The 18,052-nt window shown below is 43.3% G+C and carries 13 protein-coding genes; 2 read left to right on the top strand and 11 right to left on the bottom strand.

Features of this window, described 5'->3' with window-relative positions:
* Positions 1–46: 46 nt before the first annotated feature.
* From FCN14_RS00755 to sqr, 11 genes are all read right to left on the bottom strand, one after another.
* Positions 47–4,891, bottom strand: a complete 4,845-nt coding sequence (locus FCN14_RS00755) for a two-component regulator propeller domain-containing protein (protein WP_171032758.1) — start codon at positions 4,889–4,891, stop codon at positions 47–49.
* A gap of 44 nt (positions 4,892–4,935) precedes the next feature.
* Positions 4,936–5,823 (bottom strand): sensor histidine kinase, encoded by an 888-nt coding sequence (locus tag FCN14_RS00750; RefSeq protein WP_138429177.1) that lies wholly within the window; start codon positions 5,821–5,823, stop codon positions 4,936–4,938.
* A 793-nt stretch (positions 5,824–6,616) separates the two neighbouring features.
* Positions 6,617–9,715 (bottom strand): efflux RND transporter permease subunit, encoded by a 3,099-nt coding sequence (locus FCN14_RS00745; RefSeq protein WP_138429176.1) that lies wholly within the window; start codon positions 9,713–9,715, stop codon positions 6,617–6,619.
* A gap of 40 nt (positions 9,716–9,755) precedes the next feature.
* The gene (locus tag FCN14_RS00740) at positions 9,756–11,411 is read right to left on the bottom strand and encodes an efflux RND transporter periplasmic adaptor subunit (RefSeq protein WP_171032757.1); all 1,656 of its coding nucleotides are present in this window, start codon (positions 11,409–11,411) and stop codon (positions 9,756–9,758) included.
* A gap of 43 nt (positions 11,412–11,454) precedes the next feature.
* A complete protein-coding gene (locus FCN14_RS15645; protein ID WP_171032756.1) occupies positions 11,455–11,751 on the bottom strand; it encodes a hypothetical protein in 297 nt (98 codons plus the stop codon).
* Between the two features lie 4 nt (positions 11,752–11,755).
* On the bottom strand, positions 11,756–12,994 hold the full coding sequence (locus tag FCN14_RS00735) for a TolC family protein (protein WP_138429174.1): 1,239 nt from the start codon (positions 12,992–12,994) through the stop codon (positions 11,756–11,758).
* A gap of 59 nt (positions 12,995–13,053) precedes the next feature.
* Entirely contained in the window at positions 13,054–13,506 is a 453-nt protein-coding gene (locus FCN14_RS00730; RefSeq protein ID WP_138429173.1) for a hypothetical protein, read from the bottom strand.
* Positions 13,507–13,709: 203 nt separating this feature from the next.
* Positions 13,710–13,949: a hypothetical protein gene (locus FCN14_RS00725; RefSeq protein WP_138429172.1), complete on the bottom strand. Its 240-nt coding sequence runs from the start codon at positions 13,947–13,949 to the stop codon at positions 13,710–13,712.
* A gap of 583 nt (positions 13,950–14,532) precedes the next feature.
* On the bottom strand, positions 14,533–15,048 hold the full coding sequence (locus tag FCN14_RS00720; RefSeq protein WP_138429171.1) for a DsrE/DsrF/DrsH-like family protein: 516 nt from the start codon (positions 15,046–15,048) through the stop codon (positions 14,533–14,535).
* 23 nt (positions 15,049–15,071) lie between these two features.
* Positions 15,072–15,389 carry a TusE/DsrC/DsvC family sulfur relay protein gene (locus FCN14_RS00715; RefSeq protein WP_138429170.1) on the bottom strand — a complete coding sequence of 106 codons (318 nt, stop codon included), beginning with the start codon at positions 15,387–15,389 and terminating at the stop codon, positions 15,072–15,074.
* 26 nt (positions 15,390–15,415) lie between these two features.
* A complete protein-coding gene (sqr, locus tag FCN14_RS00710) occupies positions 15,416–16,666 on the bottom strand; it encodes a type III sulfide quinone reductase, selenoprotein subtype (protein ID WP_138429169.1) in 1,251 nt (416 codons plus the stop codon).
* A gap of 397 nt (positions 16,667–17,063) precedes the next feature.
* Here sqr and FCN14_RS00705 point away from each other — a divergent pair, with 397 nt between their 5' ends.
* Entirely contained in the window at positions 17,064–17,516 is a 453-nt protein-coding gene (locus FCN14_RS00705; protein ID WP_138429168.1) for an RrF2 family transcriptional regulator, read from the top strand.
* 142 nt (positions 17,517–17,658) lie between these two features.
* The gene (locus FCN14_RS00700; RefSeq protein ID WP_138429167.1) at positions 17,659–18,018 is read left to right on the top strand and encodes a 4Fe-4S dicluster domain-containing protein; all 360 of its coding nucleotides are present in this window, start codon (positions 17,659–17,661) and stop codon (positions 18,016–18,018) included.
* Positions 18,019–18,052: the final 34 nt, after the last annotated feature.

Below are 18,052 nucleotides of genomic sequence, written 5' to 3'. Positions count from 1 at the left end.
TTATTTTTATCTTGTTTGAAAAGTTGTTTTTTGGCATATGTCATAGCTATATCTCCTCCGAATGCTGGCCCGGCAATGTTATGATAACTCGAGTGTAGATATTCAATTCACTCTCTATTTCTACATTTCCGCCATGAGCTTTTACAATATCATTTGTAATATACAGACCCAATCCTGTACCTTTGGTTCCCTTCTTAGTGGTGAAAAAAGGTTGCATTATTTTGTTTATTACCTTTGTATCAACGCCCGAACCGTTATCCTCAAACGTAATAATCACCTGACCGTCATTGTGCCGCGAAGTCACCTTCAATTCCGGCCTGAAACCAAAACTTTTTTCTGAAACATATTTCTCTTTCATGGCGTCAAAAGCATTCTTACAGAGATTTGTGATAACCCTACTGAAATCTTGGCTCCTCAATGGTATTGTCCCAATACTTTCATCTAGATCCATTGTGATGGATACATATATTGCATCCTCATTAGATCGCATACCGTGGTAGGCAAAATTCACAAATTCACGGATAATATTATTCAAATCAGTCGGTTGTATTTTGCCGTTTCCACCGCTCTGCTGAAGCATGGACCTGATAATGCCGTCTGCGCGCCTTCCGTGCTGGTTAATAATACTCAGGTTTTTACGAATGTTATTCAGCAAATCCCGCGTAGGCAGTACGTATCCATCCTCTTTTTTTTCGTCGGTTTCAAGTACTTTTCCCACTTGTGAATCTTCACTTTCCAATCGCTCCTGAATCTCATCAACCATCTCGATACTCAAATCGGAAAAATTGGTCACAAAATTCAGTGGGTTCTTTATTTCGTGGGCTATACCTGCAGTCAACTGTCCTAGTGATGCGAGCTTTTCCTGTTGCACGAGCTGCTCTTGCACGGCCTTAAGTTTCATCAGTGCTGTCTCCACATTACCCTTGGCATGTTCAAGCTTGTTAAAGTCATCATAGCGGGCATAAGCGATAGAAAAGGTTTCTGCCAGTGATTTGGATAAATCGATCTCTCCGGGAGTAAGGGACTCATGATTTCCTATATACAACATACCCTGCTTAAATGGAATTAGGTGTAAAAAGAGCGATTCTGGTATTGATTTTGCTCCCGGATACTCCTTTTCGTTTTGAATCTGCCCTTGTTGTGTCATCGATTTTGTCCACCTGATAAAGTCTTTACGATCCCAATGTTCCTTATACACCTTATCCTTTCGCCAGTGCTCAACCACATTGGCTGTAAAGGGATTTGCTCGATAGGATAAATTATATACGGCTAGCAGACGACCGTCAGAAGCTGACAAATAAATTACGATAGATGAATTTTCCTCATCTAATATCAATATCCCACATCTGAAAAATGGGATGTTCAGCACCGTTAATTCCCGCCAGATTACCGGTATAATTTGTTTTAAATCCTCTTTAGAACGCATGCTGGCAATTTCTCCGCGGACACGGTCGAGAGATGCCTGCCTTCTTTCTTCTCTGCCCTGCTTTTCGGCAATCTGTAAATCCATAAAACGGATATACGACTGCTCAAAAACCCGACCAAAGCGTCTAAGGATATCGTTCTCCTCTTTAGAAAAGGATGTACCCGTATTATTTATGATAAATATACTCGTATGTGAAGATACGGTCAGGGATCTTACATAACCTCCCGGCAGAGAAAGCATCTCCTTTTTCTTCGCTTCAGGCTCAGATAACCAAGGTTCATGCTTATACAAATGCTCAAAAAAGGTATCCTTTTCCTCTTTTGAATAATATTCGATGAGGAACTCCTTCCTCTCTTTGATAGCGCTTCTCAAGATTTTAAAGATAGGCTTGTCGAGGAAAGGTACTACTGCCTTCTTTACATAATCAGTAGCTCCACCCGCCCCCCAGATGGGCACATCTCGGTCAACTTCTTTATTGACCACGATGAAAACCCCTCCATTGATATTCATATTTATCTTCTGCATCTGCCGTGCTACGGTGTTAACCACCTTTTGCAATTCCGAGGTCCTACGCATTGCCACACTTGTGGAACGAACCTTTTCCAAGGCAGCTTCCACCTCCAGCTTTCGATATGCTTTTTTGATTTTCTTTGCCTGCTCTAGTTCTCGTTCACGGATTTTTTCACGCTCGTTTCTAATGGTTCGGGCTTTTTGAAAACGATGCACAGTGTATACCCCCCCACTAAAAACAAATATGTAAAAAAGCAGGGCCACCGTGGACCTGTACCATGGCGGTAGAATTTCAAAATGGTACATCAGGGGTTCACTCCACAAACCGTGAGGACCTTTCGCCTGGACCATAAAGGTATAAGCTCCCTCATAAATATTTCCAAAACTTGCGGTTCGCTTCTCTGACACTGGCGACCAGCTTTCATCCTCACCCTTCAATTTGTAGCGATAACGCACCATTTTCGGGCGCGCCGTTTCTATACCAATAAAATCGAAGCTGATATTGTTTCTGCTATACGGCAGCACTAGGTGTTGAGGGATAGAATAAAACGAACTTATACTGTCAAACGACACCCCCCTGAAGTATTGACCCATGCTATCACGTTCACTACTGGAGAGCAACCTACCAAACTTTAATAGTTCTTCGGCAACTATGGCATCTGAAATTTCAAAAACTCTGTTCAGGCTTTTTTCTCGCTTCTGCTCACCAGCCAGGGTATGCCAGCTCACCTGCTGATTATTAATTTCAATATCTTGCAGAATTAGTTTCGGTGCTTTCACCGGTTTTATCACCTTGCTGTAATCGAAGCGAACGAGCTTGTCTCCCGTACCCGTCCACAAGCCCCCCCGGCTGTCTTCATGCATACTGTAGATGTGGCTTACATCCTTTATAGGATAACCAGTTTTTTCATTGTAATTTTCTACACCTTCAGCAGCGAAAATTCCTGGATTATCACCGACACCGCCCTTGAGAATGGTAAAGCCATAACTGCTACCGATAATTAGATTTCCATCTCTATCCTCCACGATATTATAGACGACATCATTAGCAAGGCCATCAGCCGTTGAAAAATGTTCTATAATATTTGTGTCAATTTTTCCGGCATTTTCAGCAGAAAGCAGCGCTGCATATTCCTTTCTAATTATAGATACCCCGCCACCCCATCCGGCCGTTAGTATATTTCCTTTTCTGTCCTTTGTAATGGTAGACAGTTTATTATCCGGTAGCCCCTGCATGGTGGTAATATTTACGAAATGAGTCCCGTCAAACCGGCTTAATCCGCCCCGGGTTGCAATCCAGATAATACCTTCCTCATCCTCAAAGAAATTCCAAACTGTTTTATGAACAAGCCCCTGCGCGGTAGAAAAGTTGACAAAAGAATGTCCGTCAAATTTGCTGACCCCATTGTTGTATGTTCCGATCCAGAGTGTTCCAGCACTGTCAATAAACAAAGCCGTTATATAATTATCGGGTAGCCCCTGCTCAATGGTGTATTTATAAAACACCTCCCCGTCAAACATAGAAAGCCCCATTGCGGTACCAAACCACAAATTGCCATCTTTGTCCTCAACTGCATTATAGGCGGTATTATTCGACAAGCCGTGCTTTTCTGTGTAGTTTACAAAGGTTCCACTCAAAGGGTTGCTGGTGCTCCTGCGAAATTCCACGATTCCCCCATTAAGGGGTGCAAACCACAAGTTGCCCTTCCTGTCCTCAGTAATGGCGTATACCGCTTTACCGGGCAAGCCTTGATCTGCAGAAAATTCATACAGGCTTTCGCCATCGTACTTACTGATGCCTCCACCATACGTCCCAAACCAGAGGCTACCCGAATTGTCTTCGGTTATGCTTTCAACATGATTGTCGGCGAGCCCATGATCTGTCGTAAAATTCTGAAAGGTGTCACTTTCGTATCGGTATTTTGAAACCCCTCCTTTTGTTCCAAACCAGAGATTACCACGGCTGTCTTTAGCACTGATAAGGATATAATTGTTTTCTAATCCATTTTCGGTTGTATATTTGGTATAGGTTTCACTGGCAGCATCATACCTCGACAGTAGTTCCCGGCTGCCTAACCAGATCATGCCGCTGTCATCCTCAATTATGGTATTTACTATCTGACCCTGTACACCCATTCTTTCAGAATAATCCTCAAAATGCACACGGCCTGATGAACTGCCAGTATATCTGCTAACACCACCGGTGCCGGCAAACCAAAGGGTCCCTTTTCGGTCTTCAAGTATATACATTATACTGCCGCTGATTAAGCCGTCCGCTTCTCCATAATTGCTAAAGCGAGAATCCTCTGCCTCTACAGGTCTGGGATTATAGATACTTACCCCGCCAGCTGACGCTATCCATATTGTACCGTTCCTGTCCTCATGTATGTAACGGATGGTATTGTCGGGAAGTCCGTCTTCAAGCGTATAATTTTCAAAACTGTAGCCGTCATATTTACTAATACCTCCGTAGGTACCGAACCAGAAATTGCCCTTGGAATCCTGCGTTATAGACGTGATAAAATTGTGTATTAAACCGTGGGCAGAAGAATAATTGGTAAATGTGTCGCCATTGTATACACTTAGTCCGTTGCCCGAGGTTCCAAACCAGATATTTCCCTCTTTATCTTTATAAGAACAGATAAGACTGCTCAAGGCTAGCCCATGCTCGGTATTATAATTCTGCATAGTTGCGTAAAATCCCACTTTGGTCTCCGATGGTTGCGACCGCTCCGAAAGCACGGTCGATTCAGGGGGCTTCTGATTCCGCAAATAAAGTGTATCAAAACTGCCTGCTTTTATCACATTGGGTGGGGTAATTACCGGCGCTTCAACAATTGCAATATCCTCAGAATCCAAGTCTTTCTGGCAAGCCAACATCAACGCTGATCCTAAAACAATCAGCATAATTATAGCACTACGTAAATAGAGAATCATATTATTGGCATAGTTCATATTTACCCCCTCCTTATAAGTCGAATACAAACAATTGCTGGTAGTTACACAGACAGCAATTTTATAGTAAAAGTGCTTCCCTTTCCCAGCGTGGAATCGAATGTCAGTTTTCCATCAAGCGACTGCACAATATCATTTGCAATAGGAAGACCCAGGCCGGCCGATTCTCCACCCTCCCACCCTGAATAAAATGGTTTCATTACAGTTCCGACAGTTTCAGGAGATATTCCGGATCCATTATCAGATATCGAAATAGAAATATATTCCGGTGATCTATCGGTGGTTACCACTAGCTCTGGATGATATGCTGACCCTAATCTAACCTTAGCAATCTTCGCCCTCATAGCATTAAATGCGTTGTCACAGATATTCAAAATTACACGGCCCATACCAGCTGGAGCGATGGAAAACTCCTCAATAGAAGTATCAATATTTATTCTGATAGTAACGGGAATGGAACCTGTTCCAGCACGCATGGCGTGATATGATAAATGTACAAAATGCTGAACAAGTGAATTCAAATGTACTGACCTCTGGGTACTATCTTCACCACTACTCATCATTAGTACTTGCCTCATCGTATCCTCAATCTGGTGGCCGCATTCATTTATATTCACCAGCGCATCTTCAAGGTCGTCCAAGAGTTCATTGATGGAGGGATGAGCTGATAATGTACGGTACAGATCTTTTCTGAACTCTATAAGTCGTTCCAAACCAATTTCAGAAAAGGTATTCACATAATTCAGTGGAAGCTCAATTTCATGCATGGCTCCAGCAGACATCTTACCAGCTTCAGCTAGCCTGCTCATGCTGATCAGCTTCTGGCACATCTCTTCAAGGCTGCATAGAGCATGGGACGACGCTCCTTCGTTGTACTTCAAATTTGAAGTATATTCCCTTTTTGATTTCATTTCTCGATCGGATGCCTTCATCACAACTGAGATAAGTTGTTTCGAGTTTACAATGGGACTAACTAGTAATCCTGGCAAGCATCACAATAACCTACGTATGCCTTATACAAAGCCTTTAATTGGCTTTTTGTCTCTCCTGCAATACCCTACTCAATGAAAGTACTAATTAACAAATATTTAGGTCATATTAATATAACCTATTATAAATACATTCAAATTATTTTAACCAATACGGGATGATTATATAATAGTTTCACCCTTTAATACTAAATAACTTAAGTTTTTTTATACTATTTGGATCAGATCCTACTGCACCATTTTCACATAAATAATACACTGCCAAAACGATCAACTTGCCCATTATTGAGTAGATCAGCATCATCTCGACATCGTAGGCCTGACAATATTCCCACAGCCAGTAACATGAGCTTATACATTTGACAACTGCTTGGCTAGGTGCTTATATAAAACTAAAAAACTTGTGATCGCGTGGCTCTCAGAATAACAGCCGATTGCTACGGCAGAGCAATTTTACAAATTTAAAAAGGACTAATCGGCTTGCTGCCAATCAGTCTTTCCAATTTTGAGCTCCCCTCAAGTTACCACCTTTTTTATGACAAAATACCTCTCAGATCTGTTAATAAAGGTCCCAATAGAATTAAGTATCAAATCCACTATCAAAAATATCAGTTGTACTCATTCTTTTGAGTTCAATTAAAGTCTCTTATTCCTTTAGTTTCCACTTCCGAAACCAAGACTATGATGAAGGCAGTCACCGCATATTTTAGAATAAGGAATTTCATAGTCTGTTTCTTTAACTTACAATTTTTGCTTTGCTGCTCTCAAACTGTGCCAGCAGAGCCGGAATCACAATCATGTTAAGCAAGGTGGAGCTAATGAGTCCACCCAGAATAACTTGTGCCATCGGCGACTGTATTTCATTTCCCGGCTCACCGGCGGCCAATGCCAGCGGAATTAAAGCTAGCCCAGCAGTAAGCGCAGTCATTAAAATGGGATTGAGACGCTCCATCGCACCTTGTCGGATCGCGTCCATAAAGGAATTGCCCTCTTCCCAACGCAGATACTGGTAGTGGGAAACGATCAATATTCCGTTCCGGGTGGCAATTCCAAAAAGCGTAATAAATCCAACCAGGGAAGCAATAGATACAATACCGCTGGTAAACCATACGATAACAATCCCACCAATAAGGGCAAAGGGCAGATTTACCATCACCAGCAGCGCTGTTTTCAGGGAGCTGAACTCCAGATATAAAAGCAGATAAATAAGCAGGATAGCAACGATGCTTAATAGTGAAATAGTGCGGGTCGCCTGCGCCTGGCTCTCAAACTGACCGCCGTATTCCACAAAATAACCCTGCGGAAAGTTGACATTCTCGGAGACACTGGCACTTATGGCATTCACCGTACTGCGCAGATCGCGCCCGGCCACGTTGGCCGAGACGACAATTTTGCGTTGTACGTTTTCCCGACTAATAGTATTCGGTCCGCTGCGCGATTTGATGCTTGCCAGCTCCGAAAGCGGTACCACCGTCCCATTTTCAAGTGTTAATTCGGCATTTTTTACGGCCTGGATATTCCCCCTGTGCTCCTCATCATATCGGACCATCAAGTCAAATAACCGGTCACCTTCGATAATCTGTGAAACCGTTTCCCCCGCAAAAGCCACATCGACCTTCTCCGACAGGTCACCAATGTTCATCCCATAACGAGCCAGAGCTCGTCGGTCGGGCCGAATCTGTATTTGTGGTACGTTCTGCTGTTGTTCTACTGAAAGATCCACGACGCCTTCGACCCCTTCCATCTGTCCACGAACCTCTTCGGCCAGCGTTCGCAGACGATATAGGTCTGGGCCAAATATCTTCACGGCAATGTTGGCCCGAGTACCCGAGAGCATATGGTCAATGCGGTGGCCGAGGGGCTGACCAATCGTAATATTGGTTCCTGAAACCATACTCAAGTCGGACCGCAGCTCTTCCAATACCTGCTCCTTGCTCGTCCCTTTGTGGATGTCTAAATCGGCATTAATCTCCGAGGCGTTAACCCCTTGGGCGTGCTCGGACATTTCTGCCCGTCCTGTACGTCGTGCCGTACTTGTAACCGCCGGATGGTCCAGCAGGATGTTCTCAATCCGTTGGCCTATCTCATTGGATTTATCCAGTCCGGTACCGGGAATAGTAACGGCACTGATCACCAGCGTGCCTTCATTGAATTCCGGCAGAAAAGAGCTTCCCAGGAATGGTACCACAGCTAATGTACCTAAGAAAAGAACTAACGTACCGATCAGCACACTTTTCCTGTAGCGCAGGACGTTGTCCAGTACATGCTGGTAGCCCGACTTGAGTTTTTTGGTAAACCAGCTTTCTTGCAGCTTACCTTTGGCTGCTTGTCCCGGCAACAGGTAGTAACACAGTACAGGTGTTACGGTCATCGCTATAACCAAGGAGGCCCCAATGGATACGATATAGGAGAGTCCCAGCGGTTTCAGCATGCGTCCCTGCAGTCCACTCAAAAAGAAGAGCGGAATAAAGACAATCATGATGATCAGTGTGGCATTAATGATGGAAGTCCGTATTTCTTTGGACCCTTCAAACACCACCTGCATGGCTGACTTTTGCTCTGATTCCGGAAGTTTGGCATTCTCACGAAGCCGCCTGAACACGTTCTCGACATCGATAATGGCATCATCCACAATCACCCCGATGGCAATAGCCATCCCACCCAGAGTCATGGTGTTGATAGTGATATCAAAGAATTCGAGTACAAACACCGATGTAATGAGCGCCAGGGGTATGGCCGTGAGGGAAATCATCGTGGTACGGATATTTGCCAGGAAAAGCAGCAATATAATGACGACCAGTATAGCTCCATCCCGAAGGGCTTCAATCACGTTGTCAATGGCAAGGTCGATAAAATCGGCCTGTCGAAAAATATGGCTGTTGATCGTAAATCCTTCGGGCAGGTTTTGCTCAATCTGCGCCAGCGTTTCATCAACCCGTTCAGTTAGCTCAAGGGTATTGGTATCCGGCTGTTTCTTGATGGAGATAATCACCGCCTGATCTCCGTTGACGGAGGCATCCCCAATCTTTTGAGCAGCAGCTATTTCAACATTGGCAACATCGCCAATGGTGATCGGCTGGTTGTTGCGTTCAGCCACCACCGACCGTTTGATATCTTCCAGCGAATTAGCCCGACCAATACCGCGAATAGTGTACTGCTGGCTGTATTCCTGAAAGAACCCGCCAGAAAAGTTCTCGTTGGAGGATTCGGTCGCCTCCATTACTTGATCCAAAGTCACTTCGTAGGCTTTCAGCTTGTCGGTATCCACGCGGACCTGGTATTGTTTTACTCCCCCGCCAATAGGTACGACCTGGGCCACTCCGGGGATGGCCAGCAAACGTCGCCGAATCTCCCAGTCGGCAGCCGTGCGTATCTCTAGCTCCGAGTGCCGGTCACTTTCTACGCTCACCAGCATAATTTCACCCATGATGGAGGTAATGGGCGCCATCACCGGCGGGGGCACTTCTTCCGGCAGTTGACTGCTCACCATTGAAAGTTTTTCGTTGACGATCTGTCGGGCCTGGTAGATATCGGTGCCCCATTCAAACTCCACCCAGACGATGGAAAATCCTTTTGAAGTGGCCGAGCGCACCCGTCGCACGCCGCTTGCACCGTTGGTAGCTGTTTCAATGGGCAGGGTGACCAATTGCTCCACTTCCTCGGGGGCCATGCCGTGCGCTTCGGTCATCACTGTGACGGTGGGAGCTGTAAGATCAGGAAACACATCCACAGGCATTTTGATGACCACATACGCCCCGGCAAAGAATAACACAAGGGAAGTCACCACAACAACGAGTCGCTGCCTCAGTGATCCTTTAATAATTGCATCTAACATATCAGTACGATTTAACTAATTTTTTAAATTCAGAGCGTATTTAATGCGTGTGCCCATGGGATGGCGCCTCGGACGAAAGCGAAGCCAATTTCACCTGGTAGGCATTTTCGGTCACTACATGCTCTCCACCTTGCAGTCCTGAGGTAATCTCTACCCAACCGCGATGTTCAATACCCGTTGTAACGCGCTGCTTTCGGAAGGACTCTCCAGCGACATGGACATACACGTTGTAGTTACCTTCTTCCTCAATTAAAGCCGATTGCGGAATCGCCATTACATTTTCTTTGGTGTCAGTATTGATGTGCACGGTAGAGAACATCCCGAGAGGAAGCCCATTTTTCGTATTATCGAGCTCATAAATTAACGGAAGGGTTCGGCTCTGTGGATCAATACTGTTGGCACGGCTGATCAATCGTCCATCCAACTCACTCATTTCATACAAGCGGTCATCTCCCTGCACCCGAAAGGCGGCCTGTCCCGCGTTGGCAATGCGGCTTTGATGAGCAGCTGGAACGTTGGCTTTTAGCCATACCTTGGAGGCATCCGCTATGCGATACAATGGCTGACCGGCTTCAACCTGCATACCCGGCGTAAAGAATGATTCGACGATCGTACCATCAATGGGAGCGTTGAGCTCAAACCGATAGGATTTAGCGGATTCCCCGTAACCATGAATAGCAGTAGTGTCAATCTGGATTACTTCATTGATCGTCTGGTATCGCGTCAATGCCTGGCGGTACTTGATACGAGCTTTTTGAAGTTCCGTTTGTGGAATCGCCTCCTTTTTGTACAACCGCTTGGAGCGATCCAAATTCGTTTTAGCCAACTCCAATTCCGATTGTGCATTAATAAACTGCTGGGCATAATTGTTGCCACCACCTGATTGGATCGCGGGATTAAGTACGGCCATAGACGATCCTTTTGAAATCTGCTGGCCTACGACCGGCAGGTTACTATTTTGACTGGACAGGATGATACCTGAAAAAGGAGCTGAAACAACGGCCTGGCTATTTTTCGCCGCCATTATTTCCCCGGTGGCATCTACGGTTTGCGTAAGCGTTCGCTTTTGCACTTCTTGGGTAGCAAAAGGGATATCCCACTGCTGTTCCTTTAAAAAGGTAATCAGGTTGGGATCTTCCTCCGCATGGCCGTGGGGCACCTCATCAACCGAATTATAAACCGGGATTCCGTTGACTTGTAACGTATCATTCACCATTCCCTGAATGATGATCGTAAGGTCGTATCGTCCTGATCGATCAAAGATGACATCAGGACCATAAATTCCAGGAATTTGAACTTCCGTTTCGGTAAGGGAACCCTCATTGCCCCTCCCTGAGCTAAACACAAACTGCACTTCGGATTCAGAAATGGGTTGAAAATCCGACAATCGAGTCAGATGAACAGCGAAGGTAGCTTCCCGTCCAACAATCAATTCCGGGTATTCCATGAACAGTTCAGTCTTATCTGTCCACTGCGTAATGACACCGGCTCCTTCAAGATGAGGTTCTCCTTCCTGATGCTCGTGATTCGATTCACCATTGTGGGAGTGCCCATGATCTTCCTGGGTTTGCTCTGCGAGCTGCTCATGCGTATGATCACCTTCTTCACCATGCATATGGCTTTTTTCACTGGCGCCTCCGCACCCCGTCATCACCAAGGATGTACTAAATATGATTAACGTTATAAGTTGTTTCATTGCATCAAGTTTTGTTCCTAATAAGTTTTTAGATGGACAAGAGTTAATGACTGTGTTCCTCATCTCCATGTGAATGAGTATCCTCTTCATGGGTATGATCCCCATCTTCTCCATGACTGTGGTCACTTTCTTCATCATGGGTATGAGTGGAATCATGGTCTGCAGAATGGTCGTCACCTCCAATATGGACGGCGCCACTATCATTTGTAGTTGATTGTTGAGCCGGAGCTTCATGAGTGTGATCACCGTCTTCACCATGACTGTGTCCCGAATCATCTGAACCACATCCGGCTATCGTTAATCCTGTTACGATTGAACAAATAAGAAGTAAGCGTTTCATAGTATTAGTTGTTTTGTGAGTTAAAAATTCGTCCTGCGGACTGTACGTCCAATTCAAAAAGTGCCTGATTGTAATCGGCGATAGTTTCATAGGTCATAATCTGCCCATCGACGAAAGCCTGAGTGGCATCGAGCAGTTCAACCAGCGAATACCGTCCCTGTTGGTAGGCTGCCCGTGCCGCTTCCAGCATGGACCCGTCCATTACATTCTCTTTCATCGAGGACCACTGCTCCAATACAAGTTCCACTCGTTCGTAGGCCGTCGAAACCTGGTTGCGTACCACCTGCTGCTTTAAGGCCAGTTCGGTCTGTCGCGAACGGGTCTGAGCCTGGGTAATCGTTACATTGCCCCGATTTTGGTTAATCATTGGGAGCGTGATGGAACCACCGATGACAAATCCCTCGACCCCATCCGACTGTTCTTTGTATCCAATATTTAGATTAAGGTCGGGCAGGCGATCTCGTTTTTCAACTTTGTATTGCAGCTTAGAGGCATCAACCATCTGCTCCAAGGCTGCCAGATCAGCCCGATTTTCAAGCGCATATTGTATTAGAGCCTGCTCATGAAAATTAATGGGTTCGACCGTCAGGCTATCCGAAACCTGTATCTGGGTATCCAGCTCTTGTCCCGAAAACAAAAAGGTGGCCAGTCGATTGCTTATCTGGGTACGTTTAAGTTGAACCTCATCTCGTTGCTTCCGGTAGCGACTGAGCTCTATATTAAATCGCTGCACCTGAAGGCTGGAGAAACTACCTTCCACTCTTCGTGCCTTTGCAGCTGAACGGACTTTGCGAATAACCTCCAGTGCCCGATTATAGGTTTCCAGTTTTTGTGACAACTGCCAGTTTTCTACATATAGTGATTTTACCTGCCAGATCAGCTGGAGCCGGTCGTATTCGAATTGAAGCTCCGCTGCCTTTTGTGATTTGGAAGCACTTTGATTCCGCAAAAAGGGCTGCCCCAGCAACTCAATGGGCTGCGATAGCATGTAGGTCGTTTCCTGGTAATCGACCGTCCCAGCATTGAGTTGTTCGCGATTAATGCTGACTTCAGGATTGGGATACGTTTTGTACCGAATGGCTTCTCCCTGCTTACGCAACCGGTCATATCGCGCCAGTTCCTGTTGAAGGCTGTTCTGTTGAAAATGCTCGACGGCTTCATCAAGTGTGATAGATCTTGATTGTGCATGGACCATTACTGGAAATAACACCAGCAATAGTGTCCACCGAATATACCTTGTCATGGTGGTTGAATTGTAATTAATGGATACGGTTAGGAAAGGTAGTTCCTAAAAAGGAATAACTAAGCTAAAGGAGGGCCGCGTCGGGAAAAAGAACAGAAGTGATATTGATTACCTGCCGGCCTCGGCGGTGGTAGGTCAAATAGTGTCGGCGATTGCTGAAGAATTAAATTGGCGGCTTCAGATCCGGCATACAAACCAAGTGCTATAAATGATTGAACATCAGGACTCACCTGATATGAAGTGGTTAACGTCCCGATAATATCATCGGTTGTGTTCACCTCATGCTGGTGGGTATCATTTTCTTGGTTGTGATCAGCTTGGGTTTGCTCACTATGACTTTCATGAGCATGGACATGAGCATGGACATGAGCATGAACGTCAAGATGATTGCTGATGTGAATGTCTAAATCATGGAGATGAGCTCCTTGCCCAAATAAAATACAGAAAAAGCTTGCTGCTATAACCAGCAGACCAGTAGTAATTTTGACGGTATGTATAATGGATTTAAACAACCTTAAGGATAGTTAGAAAGGGTGATAATATCAAAGAAGATACACCCATACTCTCAACTTATCGTTTCACCGATATAACAGGGTTTCCAAATATGCTGAACAAACTAAAATGTAAGAAAGGACCCTTAACTTTCCATTGCGAGACTTTTAGGGTAGACGCTATCTGATAGGTGGCTATCGATGTTTTATTTATTCTAAACTTGCTATGTCAGCAAGGTGCTTTTTGCGTTCTGTTTGCGATGGTACTTGTCTATTGCTTCAAATGCCTTTCCTAGTGCTTCTTCTGTAAACATTCCAATAGTATGGATCGATTCTTCACCATTAGAGAAGATTACAGCCTTGCTTTTTGAGTTTCTAAGAAAGCGATTTTCCACTTTATAAAAACCTCGATAATTGCCACTCTGATAATACTTACGAAATTTTTTATTTAGTGTTGATTTCATAACTGTAGCCCTCTGCATTATTTTATTAAAACATACTTGCCTTGGCGTTATCTCGACAACAGACTCTTTTAGGTATTATGCAAATAGGTAGTAATAGCTTTCTATAGATGATATCCAACAAATATTACTGGCTTGTAAAGCTCTTTCCTACAAGTACGTCATTTTATTCATTAATGAAAATTAATGTTTGTAAAATAAACGGTAATAGGAATCTTTTAAATTCAAAAAACATTTTGTTGAAAATGTTGGCTACTATATTAAATTGCCTTAACAATATTAAACGTTGTGTTATAGGTAGCATATCCCATTAGCTCGTATACGTCAAAAAATTTACCTATCGATCGATACCCCTTTCCTGCGGTTATAATTGACGGTGACAATGATAAATGCAATGTTCTTGCTGCTAATGAATCCTTTATACATCTGCATGGGCTAACCAGCGCCAAGAACTATTACTACTACCAATACCTAAACGTACGTGGTTTTGAATGCGTAAAACACTAAAAATTATAAAGAGAACGCAAAAAACGTTCTCTTTATAGTCACATTTTTTATTTAAGAAGTCAGTTTTTTTATGAAATGATCATGTGAATATGATCTGAGCTCCTTCAGAAAGTTCATAAAATTTACCCACTGATATTACATCATCTACCTGAGGACAAAAATCATCCTTGGTCAGATGGAACATATCTACTGTCGCACGACAGGCATACATTTCAGCTCCCGTATCATGGATCATCTCAACAAATTCCCTAACGGGCGGAATATCGAGTTTTTCCATCTCATCCTTCATCTTTTTTGTAGCAAAGGCAGACATTCCGGGCAAACTGCCAAGTAATGTGGGAATATGCATGGCCGGATTACCAACCGTAGGCACTTTAAGATTATCCATTTTGTCATCTATAACAGCCTCAAGCCCAAAGAAAGTAAAAAAGACCGTTACCTCTATTCCCTCCATGCGAGCACCGTTGGCCATGATAAGCCCAGGATAAACCCCGTCAAGAGATCCGCGAGAAATTATAATTGATACTTTTTCAATGGGCTGCGACTTAATTTGAGGTACTCCGTTACCCTGTGTTTGTGTGTTTAAGTTTTCCATAATAAGACCTCATTAAATTATAATTAGATACATCCGGTCGGTTTCGGGATTCCTGCAATTTTAGCAGCTTTTTTAGCCGGTCCTTTTGGAAACAGTTTATACAGTTCCTTAGTAGGTACTCCGCTTTCTTTCGTCAGTTTTCGAATTGAAGGTCCATCCCCCTTCTCCTCATATTCTTTTCTCATGAATTCAATAACGATCCAGTGTCGATCAGTTAATTCCCCGATCCCTTCTTGCATCGCCAGTTCTCGGGCGATCTCTTTATTCCACTGAGTGTGATCTTGCATGAATCCTTCTTGGTCAATTTCGATCGTTTGGTTAGCTACAGTTGCAACAGACATAATATGCCTCACTTATTTGGTTTTAATTATTGATTGATAAGTTCTTTGGGTTTTTTCTTTCCAGTCATCGACATATGAGAATCAATAGGGAGTTCTCTGCCTTTGACTAGGGCATTCCAGTAAATCCATTTGAATATTAACTTTCCCCAATGGTTGATTGCTGTCTCTTCTAACAAGGAAAATGGTCCAATACCTGGAAGAGGAAACTTTCCGGGAAGGGGTTCTGTATCGTAATTAAAATCAATTAGAAATCCTTTACCATCTCCCGATTCAATAAAGCAGTTGGCATGCCCATCAAAGCTTGCAGACGGCTCTCCCCCATTGATTACATCCATGAAGTTTTCAAACAAAATATCTCCCTCAAAGTGGGCAACTGAACCTGCCTTGGATGCCGGAAGGTCTGTAGCATCACCGATTACGAAGATATTGTCCCAATTCTTGGATTGCAGCGTATGCTTATCTGTTGGGATGTAATTAAACTCATCACCCATTCCACTACGCTTAATAGCTTCGGACCCCATATTTGTCGGTATCGTAACCAAAAGATCAAAGGGGATTTCTCGCTCGTCCCAAGAAACTATTTTCTTTTCTTCGTTATTGACCTCACCGATGGCAAAATCTGCCTCCACATTTATATTTCTTTTCCTCAGGGAATCTCCGAGAATGGAGGATGCCACAGGTTTGGTAAAAGCACCTGGCAAAGGTGTTGCCAAGGTAATATCAACTTTATCACGTATTCCCTTTTTCTTGAAGTAATCATCTGCCAGAAACAGAAACTCCAATGGCGCAACTGGACATTTGATAGGCATTTCAGCTATGTTGAGTACAAGCCTACCTCCCTCCCAGTCATCAAGAAACTCCGCTAATGCAGTCGATCCTTCAAGCGTGTAAAAATCAAATATGGATTTATGCCATAATGGTCCGGTCATCCCTTCCACCTCATCTGGACGAATATCCGTGCCCGTAGCAACGATCAGATAATCATACGCTATTTCTTTATCGCCTTTCAGTAGAACCTTGTTTTGTTCGGGCTCAATTCTGTCGATTTCCGCAAATACTACCTCTACCCCTTTTGGAAAGAAGTTTCTCTTTGGCTTAACAACATCATCTTCACTGTAAGCACCAAAGGGTATAAAAAGAAATCCCGGCTGATAATAGTGTACTGGTTCTTTGTCTACAAGAGTAATATTCCAGTCCTTTTTCGAAAGAGCTTTACGCAATTTATTCGCCATCATTGTTCCGGCTGTTCCACCGCCCAGTATTACTAACCGCTTCATAACAAACCTCCTTACACTTGTTATTACATGTTACTACGTTTACTTAAGGTATCACAATTTGCGTGCCAAACTTCGTCATTGCGTCTTCTCTGTTCTAACACAGTTTAGAGCTCTAGAACAGCTCTGAAAGATTGCTACGGCTTAAGCGTTGAAAACAGCTATTGCATTCCTGCAATGCCCACAACAATAATTTCGCAAAAATGCAATTTATACTTGTATGCAATCATATTAGACTTAAAATTGAAGAAAAAATTGTTATGGATTTTAGATATTTTTGTCCATAATTTATTGGATTATCAATTTGCTATAAATACTCTAAAGATAGAATTGATAGTAGATTTCTGAGTCCTAACTTTACACCTTTTTTTGAATATAATCTGTAACCAAAAATACCTATATGTTCTCAACCTCTTGTGATTATGGATTGCAAGCAATGCTGTTTTTGGCATTGCATTATCATGAAGAAGAAAATATTGATCTAACAACCATTTCAAAGAAGCTAGATATACCCAAACACTTCCTCAGCAAAGTCCTTCAGTTGCTTGTTAAACATAAACTACTAGTATCTATGAAAGGGCCTACTGGTGGCTTTCGCCTTAATCGTACCCCCTCAGACATCACTCTTATTGAAATTATTGAAGCAATCGATGGACTAGATATTTTTAATGAATGTGGGATTGGGTTTAAGAAATGTAACGATGATAATCCTTGCCCTATTCATAACGAATATAAAGAGGTAAGAAACAATGTTCAGGATCTCTTTGAAACCAAAACACTGAAGGAACTCACGGAAGACGTAAAAAGAGGTGAAAGCATAGTTTCTCTCGGACATAAAATCAGTTCCTCCTAAAACTCATTATTTTTCAAAAAAAATTAATCACATTTTCTCAATTTTTATTTTGGAGTTTTATGTCTAAAAATCCTATTATGCTTTAGAGCCTCTTTTAAAGGACGGTTATTTACTGTCTCAATACCTAAAGCGGAGATGTAAAATGGCCTTACTAATAACTGATAACTGTATCAATTGTGGGTACTGCTTAGTAGAATGCCCTAACCAGGCAATTTATGAACCTGATACAAAATGGAACTTAGCTGAGGGTACTAATTTAAGAGGAAAGGTGAAGCTTGGAAACGGACAAAAAATCGATACCGAGACATTCCATTCCCCACTTTCGAGGGAGTTTTATTTTATAGTACCAGACAAATGTTCGGAATGTAAAGGCGCATATGATGTGCCACAATGTGTGGTAGTGTGTCCCAATCCAGATAGCTTTTGTGAAGTAAAAAACAATGAAAAAATTATCGATCTGCTACAAAAGCAGTTTTATATAAATCCTGACGTAACCGAGTGATAGTGACATTTTACCAGTTTATTCTATAAATAAA

It is taken from the genome of Fodinibius saliphilus (assembly GCF_005869845.1).
In the GTDB taxonomy this organism is placed as follows: Bacteria; Bacteroidota; Rhodothermia; order Balneolales; family Balneolaceae; genus Fodinibius; species Fodinibius saliphilus.
This window is presented reverse-complemented; position numbering and strand designations above follow the sequence as displayed.

Bases quoted from the DNA above. Each gene is read 5' to 3' on its own strand.
- FCN14_RS00725 (WP_138429172.1), bottom strand. From the start codon at position 13,949: ATGAAATCAACACTAAATAAAAAATTTCGTAAGTATTATCAGAGTGGC.
- FCN14_RS00715 (WP_138429170.1), bottom strand. From the start codon at position 15,389: ATGTCTGTTGCAACTGTAGCTAACCAAACGATCGAAATTGACCAAGAA.
- FCN14_RS15645 (WP_171032756.1), bottom strand. From the start codon at position 11,751: ATGAAACGCTTACTTCTTATTTGTTCAATCGTAACAGGATTAACGATA.
- FCN14_RS00745 (WP_138429176.1), bottom strand. From the start codon at position 9,715: ATGTTAGATGCAATTATTAAAGGATCACTGAGGCAGCGACTCGTTGTT.
- FCN14_RS00755 (WP_171032758.1), bottom strand. From the start codon at position 4,891: ATGAACTATGCCAATAATATGATTCTCTATTTACGTAGTGCTATAATT.
- sqr (WP_138429169.1), bottom strand. From the start codon at position 16,666: ATGAAGCGGTTAGTAATACTGGGCGGTGGAACAGCCGGAACAATGATG.
- FCN14_RS00750 (WP_138429177.1), bottom strand. From the start codon at position 5,823: ATGAAGGCATCCGATCGAGAAATGAAATCAAAAAGGGAATATACTTCA.
- FCN14_RS00705 (WP_138429168.1), top strand. From the start codon at position 17,064: ATGTTCTCAACCTCTTGTGATTATGGATTGCAAGCAATGCTGTTTTTG.
- FCN14_RS00700 (WP_138429167.1), top strand. From the start codon at position 17,659: ATGGCCTTACTAATAACTGATAACTGTATCAATTGTGGGTACTGCTTA.
- FCN14_RS00740 (WP_171032757.1), bottom strand. From the start codon at position 11,411: ATGAAACAACTTATAACGTTAATCATATTTAGTACATCCTTGGTGATG.
- FCN14_RS00720 (WP_138429171.1), bottom strand. From the start codon at position 15,048: ATGGAAAACTTAAACACACAAACACAGGGTAACGGAGTACCTCAAATT.
- FCN14_RS00735 (WP_138429174.1), bottom strand. From the start codon at position 12,994: ATGACAAGGTATATTCGGTGGACACTATTGCTGGTGTTATTTCCAGTA.